Genomic DNA, 15374 nt, shown 5'->3' with positions numbered 1-15374 from the left:
GGACTAGTCGCGCGTGAGCTTGCGGTACGCGGAGCGGTGCGGCTTCGCGGCGTCCGGTCCGAGGCGCTCGATCTTGTTCTCCTCGTACGCCTCGAAGTTGCCTTCGAACCAGTACCAGTTGGCCGGGTCCTCCTCGGTGCCCTCGTACGCCAGGATGTGCGTGGCGATGCGGTCGAGGAACCACCGGTCGTGGGTGATGACCACGGCGCAGCCCGGGAACTCGAGCAGCGCGTTCTCGAGGCTCGACAGGGTCTCGACGTCGAGGTCGTTGGTCGGCTCGTCGAGGAGCAGCAGGTTGCCGCCCTGCTTGAGGGTGAGGGCGAGGTTCAGTCGGTTGCGCTCACCGCCCGAGAGCACGCCGGACTTCTTCTGCTGGTCCGGACCCTTGAAGCCGAAGGTCGAGACGTAGGCGCGCGACGGCACCTCGGTCTTGCCGACCTGGATGTAGTCGAGGCCGTCGGAGACGACCTCCCAGACGTTCTTGTTCGGGTCGATGCCGCCGCGGGTCTGGTCGACGTACGAGATCTGGACGGTCTCGCCGACCTTCAGCTCGCCGCCGTCGAGCGGCTCGAGACCGACGATCGTCTTGAACAGCGTGGTCTTGCCGACGCCGTTCGGGCCGATCACGCCGACGATGCCGTTGCGCGGGAGCGTGAAGGTCAGGCCGTCGATGAGCTTGCGGTCGCCGAAACCCTTCTCGAGCTTCTTCGCGTCGATCACGATCTGGCCGAGACGCGGTCCCGGCGGGATCTGGATCTCTTCGAAGTCGAGTTTGCGTGTGCGCTCCGCCTCCGCCGCCATCTCCTCGTAGCGGGCGAGCCGGGCCTTGGACTTCGCCTGGCGGCCCTTGGCGTTGCTGCGGACCCAGTCGAGCTCCTCCGAGAGGCGCTTGGCGAGCTTCGCGTCCTTCTTGCCCTGGACCTCGAGGCGCTCGCGCTTCTTCTCCAGGTACGTCGAGTAGTTGCCCTCGTACGGGTAGAGGTGGCCGCGGTCGACCTCGGCGATCCACTCGGCCACGTGGTCGAGGAAGTACCGGTCGTGGGTGACGGCGAGCACGGCGCCGTGGTACTTGGCCAGGTGCTGCTCGAGCCAGAGCACGCTCTCGGCGTCGAGGTGGTTGGTGGGCTCGTCGAGGAGCAGGAGGTCGGGCTTCTGGAGCAGGAGCTTGCAGAGCGCGACGCGGCGCTTCTCACCGCCCGAGAGGGTGTTGACCGGCCAGTCGCCCGGGGGGCAGCGCAGCGCGTCCATCGCCTGCTCGAGCTGGGAGTCGAGGTCCCACGCGTCGGCGGCGTCGATCTGCTCCTGCAGGGTGCCCATCTCGGCCAGGAGCGTGTCGAAGTCCGCGTCCGGGTCGGCCAGGAGGCCGGAGATCTCGTTGAAGCGGTCGACCTTGCCCTTGATGTCGCCCACGCCCTCCTGGACGTTCTCGAGCACCGTCTTGCTCTCGTCGAGCTTGGGCTCCTGCATGAGGATGCCGACGGTGTAGCCCGGGCTCAGCTTCGCGTCGCCGTTGGAGGGCGTGTCGAGCCCGGCCATGATCTTGAGGATCGTGGACTTACCGGCGCCGTTCGGGCCGACCACACCGATCTTGGCGCCCGGGAGGAACGCCATGGTGACGTCGTCCAGGATGACCTTGTCGCCGACCGCTTTGCGGGCGCGCACCATCGAGTAAATGTATTCGGCCACGTTTCTTCTCTAACTCCCTGTCGTCCGCTCGGCGCGCGCGGGATGCATCCCGTGCGGCGCCCTGTACGAGGATACCGGCTGCGGTGCGGAGGAACCCCTCGCTACCAGTCGATCGGGCGCGTCTGCCCGATGAGGCACGCCCCGGTCGAGAGCACCGGGGTCGTCATGCTGTTGTATCCGCCGGCGTCGGCGCCGTTCTGGCCGATGAGGCAGGTGTCGCCCATCTTCACCGAGAACTGGATGCTGTTCGCCTTGAGGCCGATGGTGGTGGTGTCGACCGTCACCTGCATGTCGGCCTTCGTGAATCCCGCCGCGACGAGCGCGTCGATGAAATCGCGACCCTTCGCGTCCGGGTTGGCGGCCAAGGTCGCCGTGTTCACCTTGTTGAAGAACGGGAGGTTCTGCTGCGCCGTGCCGCCGGGGACCAGCTCGGGCGCCGGGGCTCCCGTGGCCGTGGCGGTCGGAGTCGGGGTCGCAGAAGGGGTCGCCGTCGGTGTTGTGCCCGGCGTGCAGCCCGCCAGGGCGAGGGCCACCACGGCGGCGGCGAGGGCCACGGGCACTCCCGAGGCCGCAGCCCCGGCGTTCCGCGGACGGTGCGTGGGCCGGCTGCGGAGTACGGGGCGTCGCGTCATGGGGTACACGTTATCGATCCTTCGCTGGGGATGCGTCGGGAGACGCACTGTCGCGAAGGGATCGGTCCTGCTCCGGGCCCCGGTCCCGCTCCCGGCCCAGCTCGTGACCGATGGCCTCGGCCTCGACTTCGGCCGTGGCACCCGCCTGCGGCCCCGCGAGCTGCCGGACGACGAGCCGCCCGGTGATCAGGACCGGGTCCCCGGCCTGCAACGATCCGGCGGCAGCGATCGCGAGCTCCCGGAACGCGCTCACGGTGTACCAGCTCGCGTCGCGCGACGCCGGTGCGGCCAGCAGCCGGAAGCTGGTGACCGCCATCCCGTCCGCCGTCACCACATGATTCGGTCGCGTGGCGACGATCCCGCGCACCGTGAACCATCCATCCATCCGTCCTCCTGTTCATCCGTTCTCCCCCGTTGTCAGCTCCACGCCCCGCCTGCCGCGGGATGCGGTCCCAGACTGCGCGATGCGGCGCTGCGATCCCCGCCCGTCCGAGCATCCGTGGAGAACCGCCGCAGGCCGCCTCCTGTGAATGGCATCGCACGGATGCGCGACACAGCGCCGCGGCTGCGCCGTCCAAGGCCCGCCCGCGGTTACCATCGGCGCATGCAGTGGTGGAATGACTTCGTCGATTGGTTCCTCGCGCCGGCCACGCGGCCGGTCATCTTCTACGGCGCGGTCCTCGCGGCCGCCGTCATCGTGTCCGGACTGCTCGCCGCCTGGATCGCGAGAGGCGCCCTCCGCGGGCTGCTCTCGCGCACCGACCGGCAGCAGAAGGCCTCCGCGATCGCCGCACTCGTCGACGCCGCGACCGAGGCCTCGGTCTGGAACTCGCTGACCCCGGCCGAGCAGATCCTGTCCGACCGCGCTGTGGGCCAGGCCGACATCCTGGTGCGGCTCCTCCCGATCAAGGGATCGGGGATCGCGGCCAACTGGGCCGGCCACCAGCTCGCGGAGATGAAGCGCGCCTCCGCGACCTTCGGCTACCAGCTCGACCCGGCGATCGCCGAGTTCCGCGACCGCCTGATCGAATGGCAGAACAAGCCGCGCCGTGCGCGCAAGATCTTCCAGAACGACCTCGAGCGCTGGCGCTTCGAGAACACCGACGGCGAACGCAACCTGCTCCAGCAGCAGGACGCCTGGGTCGCCCAGCAGCACCACGAGCAGTACACGCCGGCGCCCGCGCAGCAGGCGTCCGCGGACAGCGGCCCGCTCAGCGTCCTGACCACCCCCGCCTCCACCGGCGAGGACAACGACACGGCTCCGACCACGCGGCTCGGCCAGCCCGTCTGACCCGACCCGGCCCGTCTCGTCGGCGGGCACACGACTCCACCCACGCGAGAGGGGCGCCGGCTACGTGCCGGCGCCCCTCTCGCGTTCCACGGACCTCCCGCGGTGGTTCGGACCGCGTCAGAAGTCAGACGGAGTAGTCGCCGCGCTGGTGCCACCAGGAGTCGAACATGCTCGCCGGGACGCGGCGCTTGTGCTCCGTCGCCAGGTAGCGGGCCTCGATGGCCGACGCGTCCTCGTCCGGCACGTCGCGCCCCTCCAGGAAGTCGTCGATGACCGCGTAGCTGAGCCCGAGGTTGTCCTCGTCCGTCTGACCCGGGGTGTGATCGAGCAGATCGGCGGTGGGGGCCTTCTCGTAGAGCCGGGCGGGAGCCTCCAGGTGCTGCAGGAGGGCCTTGCCTTGTCGCTTCGTCAGACCGGTCAGCGGCAGCACGTCCGTTCCGCCGTCGCCGTATTTGGTGAAGAACCCGGTCACCGCCTCCGCCGCATGGTCCGTGCCGACGACCAGCAGCCGGCGCTGGCCGGCGATCGCGTATTGGGCGACCATCCGCAGGCGGGCCTTCACGTTGCCCTTGGTGAAGTCGGTCATCGCGTCGCCGAGGGCGTCCGCGTACTCGGCCTGCACGCCGTCCGTCCCGCGCTGGATGTCGAACGTCACGACGCGCTGCGGCCGGATGAACGAGAGCGCGAGCTGGGCGTCGTCCTCGTCGTGCTGGACCGCGTAGGGCAGGCGGACGGCGATGAACTCGGCGTCGGTCCCGCGTTCGGCGAGCCGCTCGACGGCGAGCTGACAGAGGCGGCCGGCGAGGGACGAGTCCTGCCCGCCGCTGATGCCGAGGACGAAGCCGGCGGCGCCGGTCGCCTGGAGGTAGCGGACGAGGAAGTCGACCCGCTTCTCGACCTCGGCGGCGGCGTCGATGGTGGGGCTGACGTTCAGTTCGTCGATGATCCGTGCCTGCAGTTCGCGCATCCCCCCACGATATCCCCGGCGCGTTTCGGCTGTGTGAACACCCCCTTCCAGATCGCCGCTACCGACCGTTAGCATCGGCCCATGTCCCCCGACATCGCCACGATCGTGCTCGTCCCGCTCCTCGCGGTGGCGGCGCCGATGCTGGCGGGCCTCGTCGGACGCGTGGCGGCGATCCCCCTCGTCGTCTTCGAGATCGTGCTCGGCCTGCTGGTCGGGCCGAGCGTGCTCGGCTGGGTTCCGAAGAGCGACGCGCTCGAGGCGTTCTCGAACTTCGGCCTGGCCTTCCTCTTCTTCATGGCGGGCAACGAGATCGACTTCGCGGCGATCAAGGGCCGGCCCCTGCGGCGGGCCTCGCTCGGCTGGCTCGTCTCACTCGTTGCGGGCGTCCTCATCGCCGTTCTGCTCTCCCCGTCGTTCGTCACGGCCGTGTACATCGGCATCGCACTGACCTCCACGGCCCTCGGCACGCTGATGCCCGTCCTCCGAGACGCGGGAGAGCTGCGCACGCCGTTCGGGCGTGCGGTGACCGCCGTCGGCGCCGTCGGCGAGTTCGGGCCGTTGCTGGCGATCTCCCTGTTCCTGAGCGGGCGCCGCCCGCTCGCCGCCGCCCTGGTCCTGATCGGCTTCGCCGTCATCGCCGGAGCCGCGATCTGGTTCGCGTCGCGCGGGGCCCACCGCGGCTTCCACCGGCTGGTGCGGGCCACCCTGCACACGAGCGGCCAGTTCGCGGTGCGCTTCGTCGTCCTGGTGATCGCCGCGCTGGTCGGACTCAGCCTCGCACTCGGGCTGGACATGCTGCTCGGCGCGTTCGCGGCCGGGGTGATCTGCCGCGTCCTCCTCTCCGGAGGCGACGAGGAGGACTCCCGGCAGATCGAAGGCAAGCTCGAGGCAGTCGCGTTCGGCGTCGTGGTACCGGTCTTCTTCATCGCGACCGGCGTCGGCTTCGACCTCCACGCCCTGCTGTCGGACCCGCGGGCGCTGATCCTGCTTCCGATCTTCCTCGTACTGCTGCTCGTCGTGCGCGGTCTGCCCGGATCGCTGGCGGCACCGCCCGGTTCGACGTTCGCCGACCGCGCCTCGCTGACGCTGTTCAGCGCCACCGGCCTGCCCATCATCGTCGCCGTCACCTCCATCGGCGTCGACGCGGGCGAGCTGGGTGTGGGCGCGGCGACCGCGCTCGTCGGCGCGGGGATGCTGTCGGTGCTGCTCTTCCCCCTTCTCGCGCTCGTGCTCCGCAGACGCTCCGCCGGCGGAGGCCCCCGGCCGGCGGATCCGGATCACGTGCCCGTCGTCGGCTGACCCGTCCCGGACCTCGGGACTACGGGACGCGCGTGACCGCCCGCGCCAGGATCGCGGTCGTCAGCGCCTCGATCGGCTCGCTCGCCGCGGCCGGGTTCGAGAGCAGCGTGAAGTCCACGTGCCCGAGCTCCGGAAGCGAGAAGCGGTTCGTGACCTTCACCAGATCGGTCGGGATGAGCGAGCGCGGGAACACCGCCACGCCGATCCCCGCCCGCACGGCGGCGAGCACGCCGTTGACCTCGCGGGTGTTGCAGGTGATGCGCCAGGTGCGCCCCGCCTCTTCCAGCGCGTCGATCGCGATCTGACGGCTGAGGCTCGTGCCCTGGTAGGCGATGAGCGGGAGCGGCTGGTCGGGATCGAAGACCGTCTTCTCCTGCCCCATCCACACGAGCTCGTCGGTCGCCACGACGGTCCCCTCGGTCGTGCCCGGGTTCTGCTTGATGAAGATGAGGTCGAGGTGGCCCGCCTTCAGGCGCCGGTGCAGCGGGCCGGACTGATCGACGGTCAGCTCCAGGTTGATCTGCGGATGCTGCTGCCGGAAGTGCCGCAGGATGCGCGGCAGCGTCGTGATCGCGAGATCGTCGGCGGCACCGAACCGCAGCCGGCCGCGCATCGCCGACCCGCTGAAGTAGCGATCCGCCTCGGCGTGCGCCGCCAGGATCGTGCGCGCGAACCCGGCCATCGCGTCCCCGTTGTCCGTCAGGCGCACCTCCCGGGTGTCGCGGGCGACGAGCTGCCGCTTCGCGGCCTCCTCCAGCCTCCGCACGTGCTGGCTGACGGTGGGCTGGCTGATGCCGAGCCGCCCCGCTGCGCGCGTGAAGCTGCGGGTATCGGCGACGGCGAGGAAGGTGCGGAGCAGAACGGGGTCGAACATCGTCCATCCATTCGGAAAACCAATAGGAGTTATAGCTTCGATTGGACCAAACAATACCCCGCCGCGACGTATGGTCGAAGGAGCCCGCATACGGAACCAGACACTTCGATACACACGCAAGGACACTCGTGGCGACCTCCACCGCAGCAGCCCCGCCGACCGGCCCCATGCCCGTGCTCAGCACGCGCCCACCCTGGCGGGAGACCTTCGTCTCGCTCCGGGTCCGCAACTACCGCATCTTCGCCGCGAGCAACCTCGTCGCCAACACGGCCGTCTGGATGCAGCGCATCGCGATGGACTGGCTGGTCCTGCAGCTCTCCGGCAGCGTCGCCGCCGTCGGCGTCACCGTCTTCATGCAGTTCACCCCCATGCTGGTGCTGGGCCTCTACGGCGGCGTCCTGACCGACCGCTACTCGAAGCAGCGGCTGCTCATCATCACCCAGTCGGCGGCCTCCGCCCTCGCCGTCTCGCTGGCCGTCCTCACCCTCACGGGCAGCGTCCAGGTGTGGCACGTCTACCTGATCTCGTTCCTCCTCGGCCTCGTGACCGTGGTCGACAACCCCGCCCGCCAGGTCTTCGTCAACGAGCTCGTCGGGCCGAAGTACCTCCGCAACGCGATCAGCCTGAACTCGTCGATCTTCCAGCTCGGCGGCCTCATCGGGCCCGCCGCCGCAGGCCTCCTGATCACCGCCGTCGGTGGTGGATGGTCGTTCGTGATCAACGCCGCGGCCTGCCTCGCCGTGGTCGGCGCCCTCTGCACCCTGCGCCGGGACCAGCTCCACCACTCCCCTGCGGCACCCCGCACGAAGGGCCAGCTGACCGAGGGGATGCGGTACGTGCGGCGCAAGCCCGTCATCTTCTGGACCGTCGTCATGGTCGCGATCATCGCCGTGTTCGCCTTCAACATGCCGGTCTTCCTCGCGGCATACGCCAACGACGTCTACGACGTCGGAGCGCAGGGCTACGGACTCTTCAACGCGCTCGTCGCCGCCGGAGCCCTCGCCGGCGCCCTCGCCTCCACCCGGCGGATGAGCGTGCGGCTCTCCATGGTCGTCGGCACGGCGGCAGCGCTCGGCGTCGTGCAGGCGCTCGCGGGATTCGCCCCCACCGAGATCGCGTTCAGCGTGCTCCTCGTCTGCATCGGCGTCGGCAACCTGCTGTTCATCACCGCCGCGAACTCGCTGGTGCAGATGTCGTCCAACGTGCAGATCCGCGGCCGCGTGATCTCGCTCTACATCCTCGTGCTCCTCGGAGGCCAGGCCATCGGCGGCCCGGTCATGGGCTGGCTCGTGGAGGCGATCGGCCCGCACATCGCGATGATGATCTCCGGGATCGTCCCCGCCCTGGCCGCGATCGTGATCGGCGTGCTCATCGCCCGCCAGGCCAGCCTCCGCCTCCGCTTCGGGCTCCGCGGCCGCCGCCCGGTCATCGCGATCGTGACACGCGCGGGCAAGAGCGGCGCCACCCTCTGATCCGTCGGCCGATGATCTGCTGAAACGTCACGACACGCCCTCTTCTGCGGCCACTCAGCGCCGGGAAGGGCGTGTCGTGACGTCTCGCCTGGCGCACAGATCGGGGTGGCGGGCTGCGGTATCGTTGTGGTCGCGCCCCCGTAGCTCAGCGGATAGAGCAGGAGCCTTCTAATCTCTTGGTCGCAGGTTCGATTCCTGCCGGGGGCACCCCTGTGCCATCACCCGCACCCACCCCGAACAGCTCTCGCGGTGCTTCTCATCTCTTGGTCGCAGGTTCGATTCCTGCCGGGGGCACCCCTCTGCCGTCACCAGTGATCGTCGCCCCTGCCCGACAACAGTCGAACGGCGGGCCCCCTAGACCGCCTTCGCCGCCGCCACCAGCACCTGCTGCAGCGTCGGGACGCCCTCCGCACGGAAGACCTCGGCGCCGTCCGCGCCGGTGACGATCACGGTCGGCGTCGAGCGGATGCCGTCGCGCTCCGCGCGCTCCAGCGCCCGCGTGACGTCGAGCTCGGTGACCTGGAGGGACGGGACGAGCCGGGCCGCCTCGGCCAGAACGGCGCGGGTCTGCATGCACGGCTCGCAGAACGCCGACGTGTACAGAGTGAGCGCGATGCCCTCGGTGACGTCCCGGGCAACGGACGGTGACGAATCCACGTTGTCAGTGTACGTCCGGCGAACGCGCGACGACGATCCCGCCATCCACGGCGCGATGTCACCCGCTCGTCATCCGCGGAGCCGACAATCGCCCCGTGAGCCGGTCCAGCTTCTCTCGGTACATCGCCCTCGGAGACTCGATCACCGAAGGGCTCTGCGACGCCGCGCCCAACCCGCAGGGGTCCTGGCTGGGCTGGGCCGACCGCCTCGCCGGCATCCTCGACGGCGACGCCCACCTCGCGGGGCACACTCTCGAATTCGCCAATCTCGCCGTCCGCGGGCGGCGCATCACCGACGTCGTCACCGACCAGGTGCCGCACGCCGTCGCGTTGCGTCCCGACCTGGTGTCCGTCCTCATCGGCGGCAACGACCTGATGAGCCCCACCGCCGACCCGGATGCCCTCGCCGCACAGCTCGAGACCGGAGTCCGAGCGCTCCGTGCCGCCGGCTCGTCCGTGCTGCTCGCCAACCTGTTCGACCCGCAGTTCGCGTTCTTCCTCAAACCGTTCCGCGGACGCGCCGCCGTCTTCAACGCCAACATCTGGAGCATCGCGCGCGACCAGCAGGCGACCGTGCTCGACGTCTGGGGCGTCCGCGAGTTCCGCGAACCCGGGATGTGGGCGTCCGATCGCGTCCACCTCAGCTCCCGCGGACACCGGGTGCTCGCCAGCCTCGCCGCCCACACCCTCGGCGTCCCGTACGCCGAGACGACGCTGCCCGGAGAGGAGTCGGCGCCGACCGCCGAACCGGGGCCCGGCCGCGGCCCCGACACGATCCCGTTCCGGACATGGCTGCGCGTCTACGCCATCCCCTGGGCCGGACGCCGCCTCCGCCACATCTCGGCCGGCGACGGGATGGACCCCAAACTCCCCGTGCCCCGCCCCGTGCCGCGGGTCGTCGGAGGCCCGCACTAGACTCGAAGGCATGTCAAACTCCTCGGATCGACTGGTCTGGATCGACTGCGAGATGACCGGGCTCGACCTCGAGGTCGACGAGCTGGTCGAGATCGCCGTCGTCATCACCGACTTCGAGCTGAACGTGCTCGACCCCGGGCTCAGCATCGTGATCAAGCCCGACGCGTCGGCCCTCGAGAACATGAACGACTTCGTGCGGGACATGCACACGACGTCCGGCCTCATCGAAGAGATCCCGAACGGCAAGAGCCTCGGCGAAGCCGAGTACGAGGTGCTGGAGTACGTGCTCAAATTCGCCCCGAACGCGCGCACCGCCCCGCTCGCCGGCAACACGATCGGCACCGACCGCATGTTCCTCGCCAAGTACATGCCGCGCCTGGACAACCACCTGCACTACCGCAGCGTCGACGTCTCCTCGATCAAGGAGCTCGCCCGCCGTTGGTTCCCCCGCGTCTACTTCAACGCCCCCGCGAAGAACGGCGGACACCGCGCCCTGGCCGACATCCTCGAGTCGATCCGCGAGCTCGACTACTACCGCGCGGCCGCGTTCATCGAGGCGCCAGGACCCACCACGGAGCACACTCAGGAGGTCGCCGCGGCCGTAGTGGAAAAATGGGCCCCGCGGATGTACTAGAATCGATGAGTTGCCTCGACCGGGTCACCTGAAACGGTCGCAGGACATGGTGGGTATAGCTCAGCTGGTAGAGCGCCTGGTTGTGGTCCAGGAGGTCGCGGGTTCAAGCCCCGTTACTCACCCCGAAGAAGCGCCCCGGTCATATCGACCGGGGCGTTTCGCAATTGCCGTACGTGATCCGACCACTACTCCGCGGAGCGGTGCAGCACGAAGAGGCCGCCGTGCAGCGGCAGGTGCACGCGCTCGGCGTCCGTCTCGACGAACTGGTCGATGACGGCGACGATACGGCGATCGAGCTCGGCGACATCCTCCTCCGACAGATGGAGGGCGAAGCGGGCGTAGGTCGCCACCGACCGCGGGCCGGCCTCCGCGAGCTCCTGCTGGAACGCGTCGAGCGGCGCCAGCCCCTCCTCCGCATCGAACGCGTCGAGACCCACCGAGAGCCACCAGCTGCGACCCGTCGACCGGTACGGCTTCTCCAGGGCGCCGCTCTCCCCCGTGCGCGCAGCGACCGGCTCGAGGAACCCCGCCTCGACGAGCTGACGCACGTGGTACAGCGCCGTCCCGGGATCGACGTCGAGACGATCGGCGAGCTGCTTGTTCGTCAGTTCCCGATCGGCGCACAGGCGGAGGATGCGCACGCGCAGCGGATGCGACATCGCCTTGATCTCCTTGACCGTGGCGGGCCTGCGCTTCGCATCGGGGTCGATTCCCGGGTCGCGTTCCATGGGCCCATGGTAGCGACGATGGAGTTGTCTCGCATCGATTGAGTTCTCTCAATCAGTGTGCGATGCTGCTGTCGTGACCTCGAAACGACTCGGCGCTCCGTTCTGGACGCTCTGGAGCTCGGCCGGCTTCTCCAACCTGGCCGACGGCGTGATGAAGGTCGCCCTGCCGCTGATCGCCGTGCGGTACACCGACTCCCCGCTGCTGATCGCCGGCCTCGCGTTCGCCTTCTCGCTGCCCTGGCTGCTCTTCGCCCTCACCGCCGGCGCGCTCGCCGACCGCTTCGACCGCCGCCGGCTGATGATCGGCGCCAACCTCGCTCGCGCCGCACTCCTCGCCGCGCTCACGGTCGCGGCCGTCGCCGGCTTCGGCTCCATCTGGGTGCTGTACATCGCCGCCGTGTTCGTCGGGACCGCGGAGACGATCTACGACACGTCGTCCCAATCGATCCTCCCCCAGCTGGTGGGCCGCGACGCGCTCTCGCGGGCGAACGGCAGGCTCTATGCGGCGGAGCTCACCGCCAACCAGTTCATCGGTCCGCCGCTGGGCGGATTCCTCGTCGCCGCCGGGGTGGGGCTGGCCTTCGGCACGCCGGTGGCGCTCTGGCTCGTCGCCGTCGGGCTCCTCCTGCTCGTCCGCGGACGATTCCGCGCGGGACACTCGGGCACGACGACGATCCGCGCGGACATCGCCGAGGGGCTCCGCTTCCTCTGGAGCAGCACCCTCCTGCGCGTGCTCGCGTTCATGGTCGGCGGGTTCAACTTCGCGAGCAACGCGATGTTCACCGTCTTCGTGCTCTACGCCGTCGGCCCGACCTCGCCGATGGGGCTCGACGACCCGGCGTACGGAGCTCTGTTGACGGCATCCGCGCTCGGCAGCGTGCTCGGCACCTTCCTCGCCGAAGGCGCGGAGCGGCTGCTCGGGCGCGCCCGCGCACTCACCCTGACGATCGCCGGATCGGTGCTGACGGTCGCGACTCCGGCGTTCACCACCAGCCCGTGGATCATCGGCGCCGCGTTCTTCGTCGGCGGCATCACCGTCGCGATCTGGAACGTGATCACAGTCTCCCTGCGGCAACGGGTGACTCCGCACCGCCTCCTCGGCCGGCTCAACAGCGCATACCGGCTGCTCGCCTGGGGAACGATCCCGCTGGGGGCGGCGGCCGGCGGGATCGTCGCCCAGCTGTTCGGGATCCCCGTCGTCTTCATCGGCGCCGGCGTCGTCGTCCTGTGCCTCCTCACAGGGATGATCTGGGTTACGGACAAGCGCATGGAGGAGGCGGAGCGCGCCGTGCTGGAGGCAGACCCCGACACGGCTGCCGAGACCGCCGAAAGGTGACGCGTACACGACTTTGCCAGGGATCGCACCCGAACCGTCCAGAGTGACGGCTTAGCGTAGTCCGTCGACGGCATCGAACGCCGTCCGTGTCACGCTGCGTGCGCCCTCCCCCACCCCGTCATCACCCGGGACGCCACTGACCGCGTTGCACACCCCGCGCCGCACGCCGCGCCCTTCCGGACCACGGGTCCATCGGGTGCTTCCGTGCGTACCGGCGCGGGTGCCAGCCCGCCCGTCCGCGCACCCACGCGGCACGGCCATGACCGCCCGCGAATCGCGGGCGGTCCGCCAGGCGGGGAAGCCCGACCCAGGAAGCGTATGCTCAGCACCCTTCGCACTGCCATCAAGAACACCGGCGTCCCCTTCGGGCGCATCGTCACCGGCGCCGCCGCCGTCCTCATGTCGGCGAGCCTCATCGGCCCCGCTCTCAGCGCACAGCAGCAGAGCGAGCGCGCAACGCGCGAACTCTCGGAGTCCACCGGGATGCACCACGAGCAGCTCTCGATCTACGACAAGATCGTGCGCGACCGCCTCGAGGCGGAGGCGAAGCAGACGCTCACCACCGCGCAGGCCACCGTCGCCGCCAACGAGACCAAGACCGACGCGTCGGCCGCCAAGACCGCCATCGCCGGTCTCGGCACGTACACGAAGCTCGACGACAGCAAGCTCCGCGCCACCATCGACAGCACCAACGCCGCCACCACTGCACTCGCTGCAGCCGGAGCCGAAGCCGACCGCGTGGCCGCCGAAGCCGCCGCCGCCGCGGCCGCCGCCGCCAACACGCCCGACGGCGCCAAGGCCGCCGCCCGCTCCATCGCCTCCTCGCAGTACGGCTGGGGCGACGACCAGTTCCAGTGCCTCAGCAACCTGTGGCAGAAGGAGTCGAACTGGAACTATCAGGCCTCCAACGGCGGCAGCGGCGCGACCGGCATCCCGCAGGCCCTCCCTGGCAGCAAGATGGCGACGTTCGGCACCGACTGGGCCACGAACGCCACCACGCAGGTCAAGTGGGGCCTCGACTACATCTCGCGCTCGTACGGGACTCCGTGCTCCGCGTGGTCGCACTCGCAGTCCGTCAACTGGTACTGAGCGACCCACAGGGCTCGCCCGCGCGACGCCGGTAGAATCGCGCGGGTGAGCACCGTCCCTCCTCCCTCGTCCCCCGCCCCCGCCGCCGCGGAGGTCCGCGGCGCTCATCTCGTCGGCAGCGTCAACCTGCCCGATGCCGAGACGGTCCTCCGCACGGTCGGCGGACGCCTCGGCGACCGGATGCGGCGCATCCCGGACGGCGAGGTCGGCGAGCGGTTCTACTGGATCCAGTTCCAGACCGGCCGGTTCGACACGATGACCGGCCTCTCTCGCATCGCCGTCGAGCCCTACTATCTGCGCGACACCTTCGACGCACGCCCGTTCCAGCTCGACGCGGGTACGAGCGCCGATGACCTCGCCTTCCCCGACCTCGGGTACGCGGAGGCCGCACTGGCGTCGTACGCGACCTTCGAACGGCTCTCCGCCGAGGGCGTCTTCGCGCCGGGCACCCGGTTCCAGGTCTCGCTGCCCACCCCGGCCGCCATCGCCGGGGCCTTCGTCGTCCCTCAGGACCGCGCCGCTTTCGAGCCGGCCTACGAGCGCGCCCTGCTCGGTGAGCTGGCACGCATCGTCGATGGCATCCCGCACGAGCGTTTGGCGATCCAGTGGGACACCGCGGTGGAGTTCGCCCTGCTGGAGGGCCGCATCGAGCCGTGGTTCGACGACGTGCTCGACGGGGTCGTCGCCCGCGCGGTGCGCCAGGCCCAGGCCGTCCCGTCGGACGTCGAGGTGGGCTACCACCTCTGCTACGGAGACGTGGAGGAGTCCCACTTCGTGCAGCCCGCCGACGCCGGCTGGCTGGCGGCCGTCACCCGCGGCATCCTGGAACGGGCCGGTCGGCCGATCGCGTTCGTCCACCTTCCGGTGCCGATCGAGCGCGAGGACCCGGAATACTTCGCTCCGCTCGCGGAGGTCGACCTGCCGTCGCAGACCGAGCTGTACCTCGGGCTGCTCCACCACCAGGACGGAGTCGAGGGTGCCGCACGACGGGTCGCGGCCGCCGCCACCGCCGTGACGCGCTTCGGCATCGCGACCGAGTGCGGCTTCGGGCGCGGGCCGAGCGAGCGCACCGCCGGTCTGCTGGACCTGCACGCCGCCGTCGCGGGCGCGTGGTGACCGTGCCCCTCGAACTGGACGAGGAGGCCTTCGAGGCCCTCGTCACGGACGAGCTGGACGAACTGCCCGACGAGATGATCGACGGCCTCGACAACGTGGTGTTCGTCGTCGAGGACCGCCCCGAGGACGGCTCACTCGATCTCCTCGGCCTCTACGACGGCGTCGCCCTCACCGAGCGCGACTCGTACGGGTTCGGCGAGATGCCCGACCGGGTCATCCTGTACCGGGAGCCTCTCCTCGCGATCTGCGAGACCGTCGACGAGCTGCGCGACGAGATCCACATCACGCTCGTGCACGAGATCGCGCACTACTACGGCATCGACGACGAGCGCCTGCACGAACTCGGCTGGGCGTAGCCGACCGAGCCGACCGCACCTCTCGAGGCGTCCGCCGATACGGAGCGCCTAGAGGGACTCCTCGTCCTTCTCCGCCTCGACCGGGTCGCTGTCCGGAGCGTCGAAGTGGTAGCTCACGTACTTTTCGCCGTTGACCTCGCGCTCGGCGCCGGCCACGTACCAGAACAGGGACTCGAGGCCTTCGACGGCCGCCACCGCGCCGATGCGCTGGTCGACCTTGCCGCCGACGAGGTAGCGGCGCTCAGCCGTGCCGACCAGCGGGCCGTCGGCGTATTCGACGATGTACTCGGGATCGTGGGCCTGTGAATCGCTCATGAGGCCAC

General features: G+C 70.0%; 17 protein-coding genes and 2 tRNA genes. 11 read left to right on the top strand and 8 right to left on the bottom strand.

The features are described 5' to 3' along the window. Positions 1–3 precede the first annotated feature (3 nt). From ettA to ACFVU2_RS08295, 3 genes are all read right to left on the bottom strand, one after another. The gene (gene ettA / locus ACFVU2_RS08305) at positions 4–1686 is read right to left on the bottom strand and encodes an energy-dependent translational throttle protein EttA (RefSeq protein ID WP_387872883.1); all 1683 of its coding nucleotides are present in this window, start codon (positions 1684–1686) and stop codon (positions 4–6) included. A 101-nt stretch (positions 1687–1787) separates the two neighbouring features. Beyond that, a complete protein-coding gene (locus ACFVU2_RS08300; RefSeq protein WP_387872881.1) occupies positions 1788–2318 on the bottom strand; it encodes a DUF6993 domain-containing protein in 531 nt (176 codons plus the stop codon). Between the two features lie 10 nt (positions 2319–2328). Then, the gene (locus ACFVU2_RS08295) at positions 2329–2703 is read right to left on the bottom strand and encodes a single-stranded DNA-binding protein (RefSeq protein ID WP_387872880.1); all 375 of its coding nucleotides are present in this window, start codon (positions 2701–2703) and stop codon (positions 2329–2331) included. Between the two features lie 219 nt (positions 2704–2922). Between ACFVU2_RS08295 and ACFVU2_RS08290 the strand changes: the two genes are divergently transcribed. Then, a complete protein-coding gene (locus ACFVU2_RS08290) occupies positions 2923–3609 on the top strand; it encodes a hypothetical protein (protein ID WP_387872878.1) in 687 nt (228 codons plus the stop codon). 124 nt (positions 3610–3733) lie between these two features. Here the strand turns inward: ACFVU2_RS08290 and nadE are convergent, their stop codons facing one another. After that, the gene (gene nadE, locus ACFVU2_RS08285) at positions 3734–4576 is read right to left on the bottom strand and encodes an ammonia-dependent NAD(+) synthetase (RefSeq protein WP_387872876.1); all 843 of its coding nucleotides are present in this window, start codon (positions 4574–4576) and stop codon (positions 3734–3736) included. 81 nt (positions 4577–4657) lie between these two features. Between nadE and ACFVU2_RS08280 the strand changes: the two genes are divergently transcribed. Continuing rightward, positions 4658–5875 (top strand): cation:proton antiporter, encoded by a 1218-nt coding sequence (locus ACFVU2_RS08280; protein WP_387872874.1) that lies wholly within the window; start codon positions 4658–4660, stop codon positions 5873–5875. Positions 5876–5894: 19 nt separating this feature from the next. Here ACFVU2_RS08280 and ACFVU2_RS08275 read toward each other — a convergent pair whose 3' ends face one another. Then, entirely contained in the window at positions 5895–6749 is an 855-nt protein-coding gene (locus ACFVU2_RS08275) for a LysR substrate-binding domain-containing protein (protein WP_290471149.1), read from the bottom strand. Between the two features lie 167 nt (positions 6750–6916). Here ACFVU2_RS08275 and ACFVU2_RS08270 point away from each other — a divergent pair, with 167 nt between their 5' ends. Then, positions 6917–8221, top strand: a complete 1305-nt coding sequence (locus ACFVU2_RS08270) for an MFS transporter (RefSeq protein WP_387874394.1) — start codon at positions 6917–6919, stop codon at positions 8219–8221. Positions 8222–8355: 134 nt separating this feature from the next. Further along, a tRNA-Arg gene (locus tag ACFVU2_RS08265) sits at positions 8356–8428 on the top strand. A gap of 147 nt (positions 8429–8575) precedes the next feature. On the opposite strand, the gene ACFVU2_RS08260 is transcribed toward ACFVU2_RS08265, so the two are convergent. Further along, on the bottom strand, positions 8576–8878 hold the full coding sequence (locus ACFVU2_RS08260) for a thioredoxin domain-containing protein (RefSeq protein WP_387872872.1): 303 nt from the start codon (positions 8876–8878) through the stop codon (positions 8576–8578). A 95-nt stretch (positions 8879–8973) separates the two neighbouring features. On the opposite strand from ACFVU2_RS08260, the gene ACFVU2_RS08255 reads away from it, so the two are divergent. The 3 genes from ACFVU2_RS08255 (at position 8974) to ACFVU2_RS08245 (ending at position 10548) form a co-directional block, all read left to right on the top strand. Continuing rightward, the gene (locus ACFVU2_RS08255) at positions 8974–9792 is read left to right on the top strand and encodes an SGNH/GDSL hydrolase family protein (RefSeq protein WP_387872870.1); all 819 of its coding nucleotides are present in this window, start codon (positions 8974–8976) and stop codon (positions 9790–9792) included. Between the two features lie 10 nt (positions 9793–9802). Further along, positions 9803–10426 (top strand): oligoribonuclease, encoded by a 624-nt coding sequence (orn, locus tag ACFVU2_RS08250; protein WP_387872868.1) that lies wholly within the window; start codon positions 9803–9805, stop codon positions 10424–10426. A 49-nt stretch (positions 10427–10475) separates the two neighbouring features. Then, positions 10476–10548, top strand: a tRNA-His gene (locus ACFVU2_RS08245). A gap of 63 nt (positions 10549–10611) precedes the next feature. Here the strand turns inward: ACFVU2_RS08245 and ACFVU2_RS08240 are convergent. Then, positions 10612–11154, bottom strand: a complete 543-nt coding sequence (locus ACFVU2_RS08240) for an ArsR/SmtB family transcription factor (RefSeq protein ID WP_387872867.1) — start codon at positions 11152–11154, stop codon at positions 10612–10614. Between the two features lie 73 nt (positions 11155–11227). Here ACFVU2_RS08240 and ACFVU2_RS08235 point away from each other — a divergent pair, with 73 nt between their 5' ends. The 4 genes from ACFVU2_RS08235 to ACFVU2_RS08220 all read left to right on the top strand — a co-directional run bounded on the left by ACFVU2_RS08235 (position 11228) and on the right by ACFVU2_RS08220 (position 15051). After that, entirely contained in the window at positions 11228–12490 is a 1263-nt protein-coding gene (locus tag ACFVU2_RS08235) for an MFS transporter (protein WP_387872866.1), read from the top strand. Between the two features lie 318 nt (positions 12491–12808). Next, the gene (locus ACFVU2_RS08230) at positions 12809–13579 is read left to right on the top strand and encodes a hypothetical protein (protein WP_387872864.1); all 771 of its coding nucleotides are present in this window, start codon (positions 12809–12811) and stop codon (positions 13577–13579) included. A 45-nt stretch (positions 13580–13624) separates the two neighbouring features. Further along, on the top strand, positions 13625–14695 hold the full coding sequence (locus ACFVU2_RS08225) for a hypothetical protein (protein ID WP_387872862.1): 1071 nt from the start codon (positions 13625–13627) through the stop codon (positions 14693–14695). Positions 14696–14697: 2 nt separating this feature from the next. Then, the gene (locus ACFVU2_RS08220; RefSeq protein WP_387872860.1) at positions 14698–15051 is read left to right on the top strand and encodes a metallopeptidase family protein; all 354 of its coding nucleotides are present in this window, start codon (positions 14698–14700) and stop codon (positions 15049–15051) included. Positions 15052–15099: 48 nt separating this feature from the next. Here the strand turns inward: ACFVU2_RS08220 and ACFVU2_RS08215 are convergent, their stop codons facing one another. After that, complete coding sequence (locus ACFVU2_RS08215) at positions 15100–15366, bottom strand: hypothetical protein (RefSeq protein WP_387872858.1); 267 nt, start codon at positions 15364–15366, stop codon at positions 15100–15102. Positions 15367–15374: the final 8 nt, after the last annotated feature.

Source organism: Leifsonia sp. NPDC058194, assembly GCF_042883605.1.
Classification (GTDB): Bacteria; Actinomycetota; Actinomycetes; order Actinomycetales; family Microbacteriaceae; genus Leifsonia.
The sequence above is the reverse complement of the archived record's forward strand: the minus strand, read 5'-3'. Positions and strand labels throughout refer to the sequence as shown.

Coding starts and splice junctions, on each gene's coding strand:
- ACFVU2_RS08300 (WP_387872881.1), bottom strand. CDS start 2,318: ATGACGCGACGCCCCGTACTCCGCAGCCGGCCCACGCACCGTCCGCGG.
- ACFVU2_RS08295 (WP_387872880.1), bottom strand. CDS start 2,703: ATGGATGGATGGTTCACGGTGCGCGGGATCGTCGCCACGCGACCGAAT.
- ACFVU2_RS08290 (WP_387872878.1), top strand. CDS start 2,923: ATGCAGTGGTGGAATGACTTCGTCGATTGGTTCCTCGCGCCGGCCACG.
- nadE (WP_387872876.1), bottom strand. CDS start 4,576: ATGCGCGAACTGCAGGCACGGATCATCGACGAACTGAACGTCAGCCCC.
- ACFVU2_RS08280 (WP_387872874.1), top strand. CDS start 4,658: ATGTCCCCCGACATCGCCACGATCGTGCTCGTCCCGCTCCTCGCGGTG.
- ACFVU2_RS08275 (WP_290471149.1), bottom strand. CDS start 6,749: ATGTTCGACCCCGTTCTGCTCCGCACCTTCCTCGCCGTCGCCGATACC.
- ACFVU2_RS08270 (WP_387874394.1), top strand. CDS start 6,917: ATGCCCGTGCTCAGCACGCGCCCACCCTGGCGGGAGACCTTCGTCTCG.
- orn (WP_387872868.1), top strand. CDS start 9,803: ATGTCAAACTCCTCGGATCGACTGGTCTGGATCGACTGCGAGATGACC.
- ACFVU2_RS08240 (WP_387872867.1), bottom strand. CDS start 11,154: ATGGAACGCGACCCGGGAATCGACCCCGATGCGAAGCGCAGGCCCGCC.
- ACFVU2_RS08230 (WP_387872864.1), top strand. CDS start 12,809: ATGCTCAGCACCCTTCGCACTGCCATCAAGAACACCGGCGTCCCCTTC.
- ACFVU2_RS08215 (WP_387872858.1), bottom strand. CDS start 15,366: ATGAGCGATTCACAGGCCCACGATCCCGAGTACATCGTCGAATACGCC.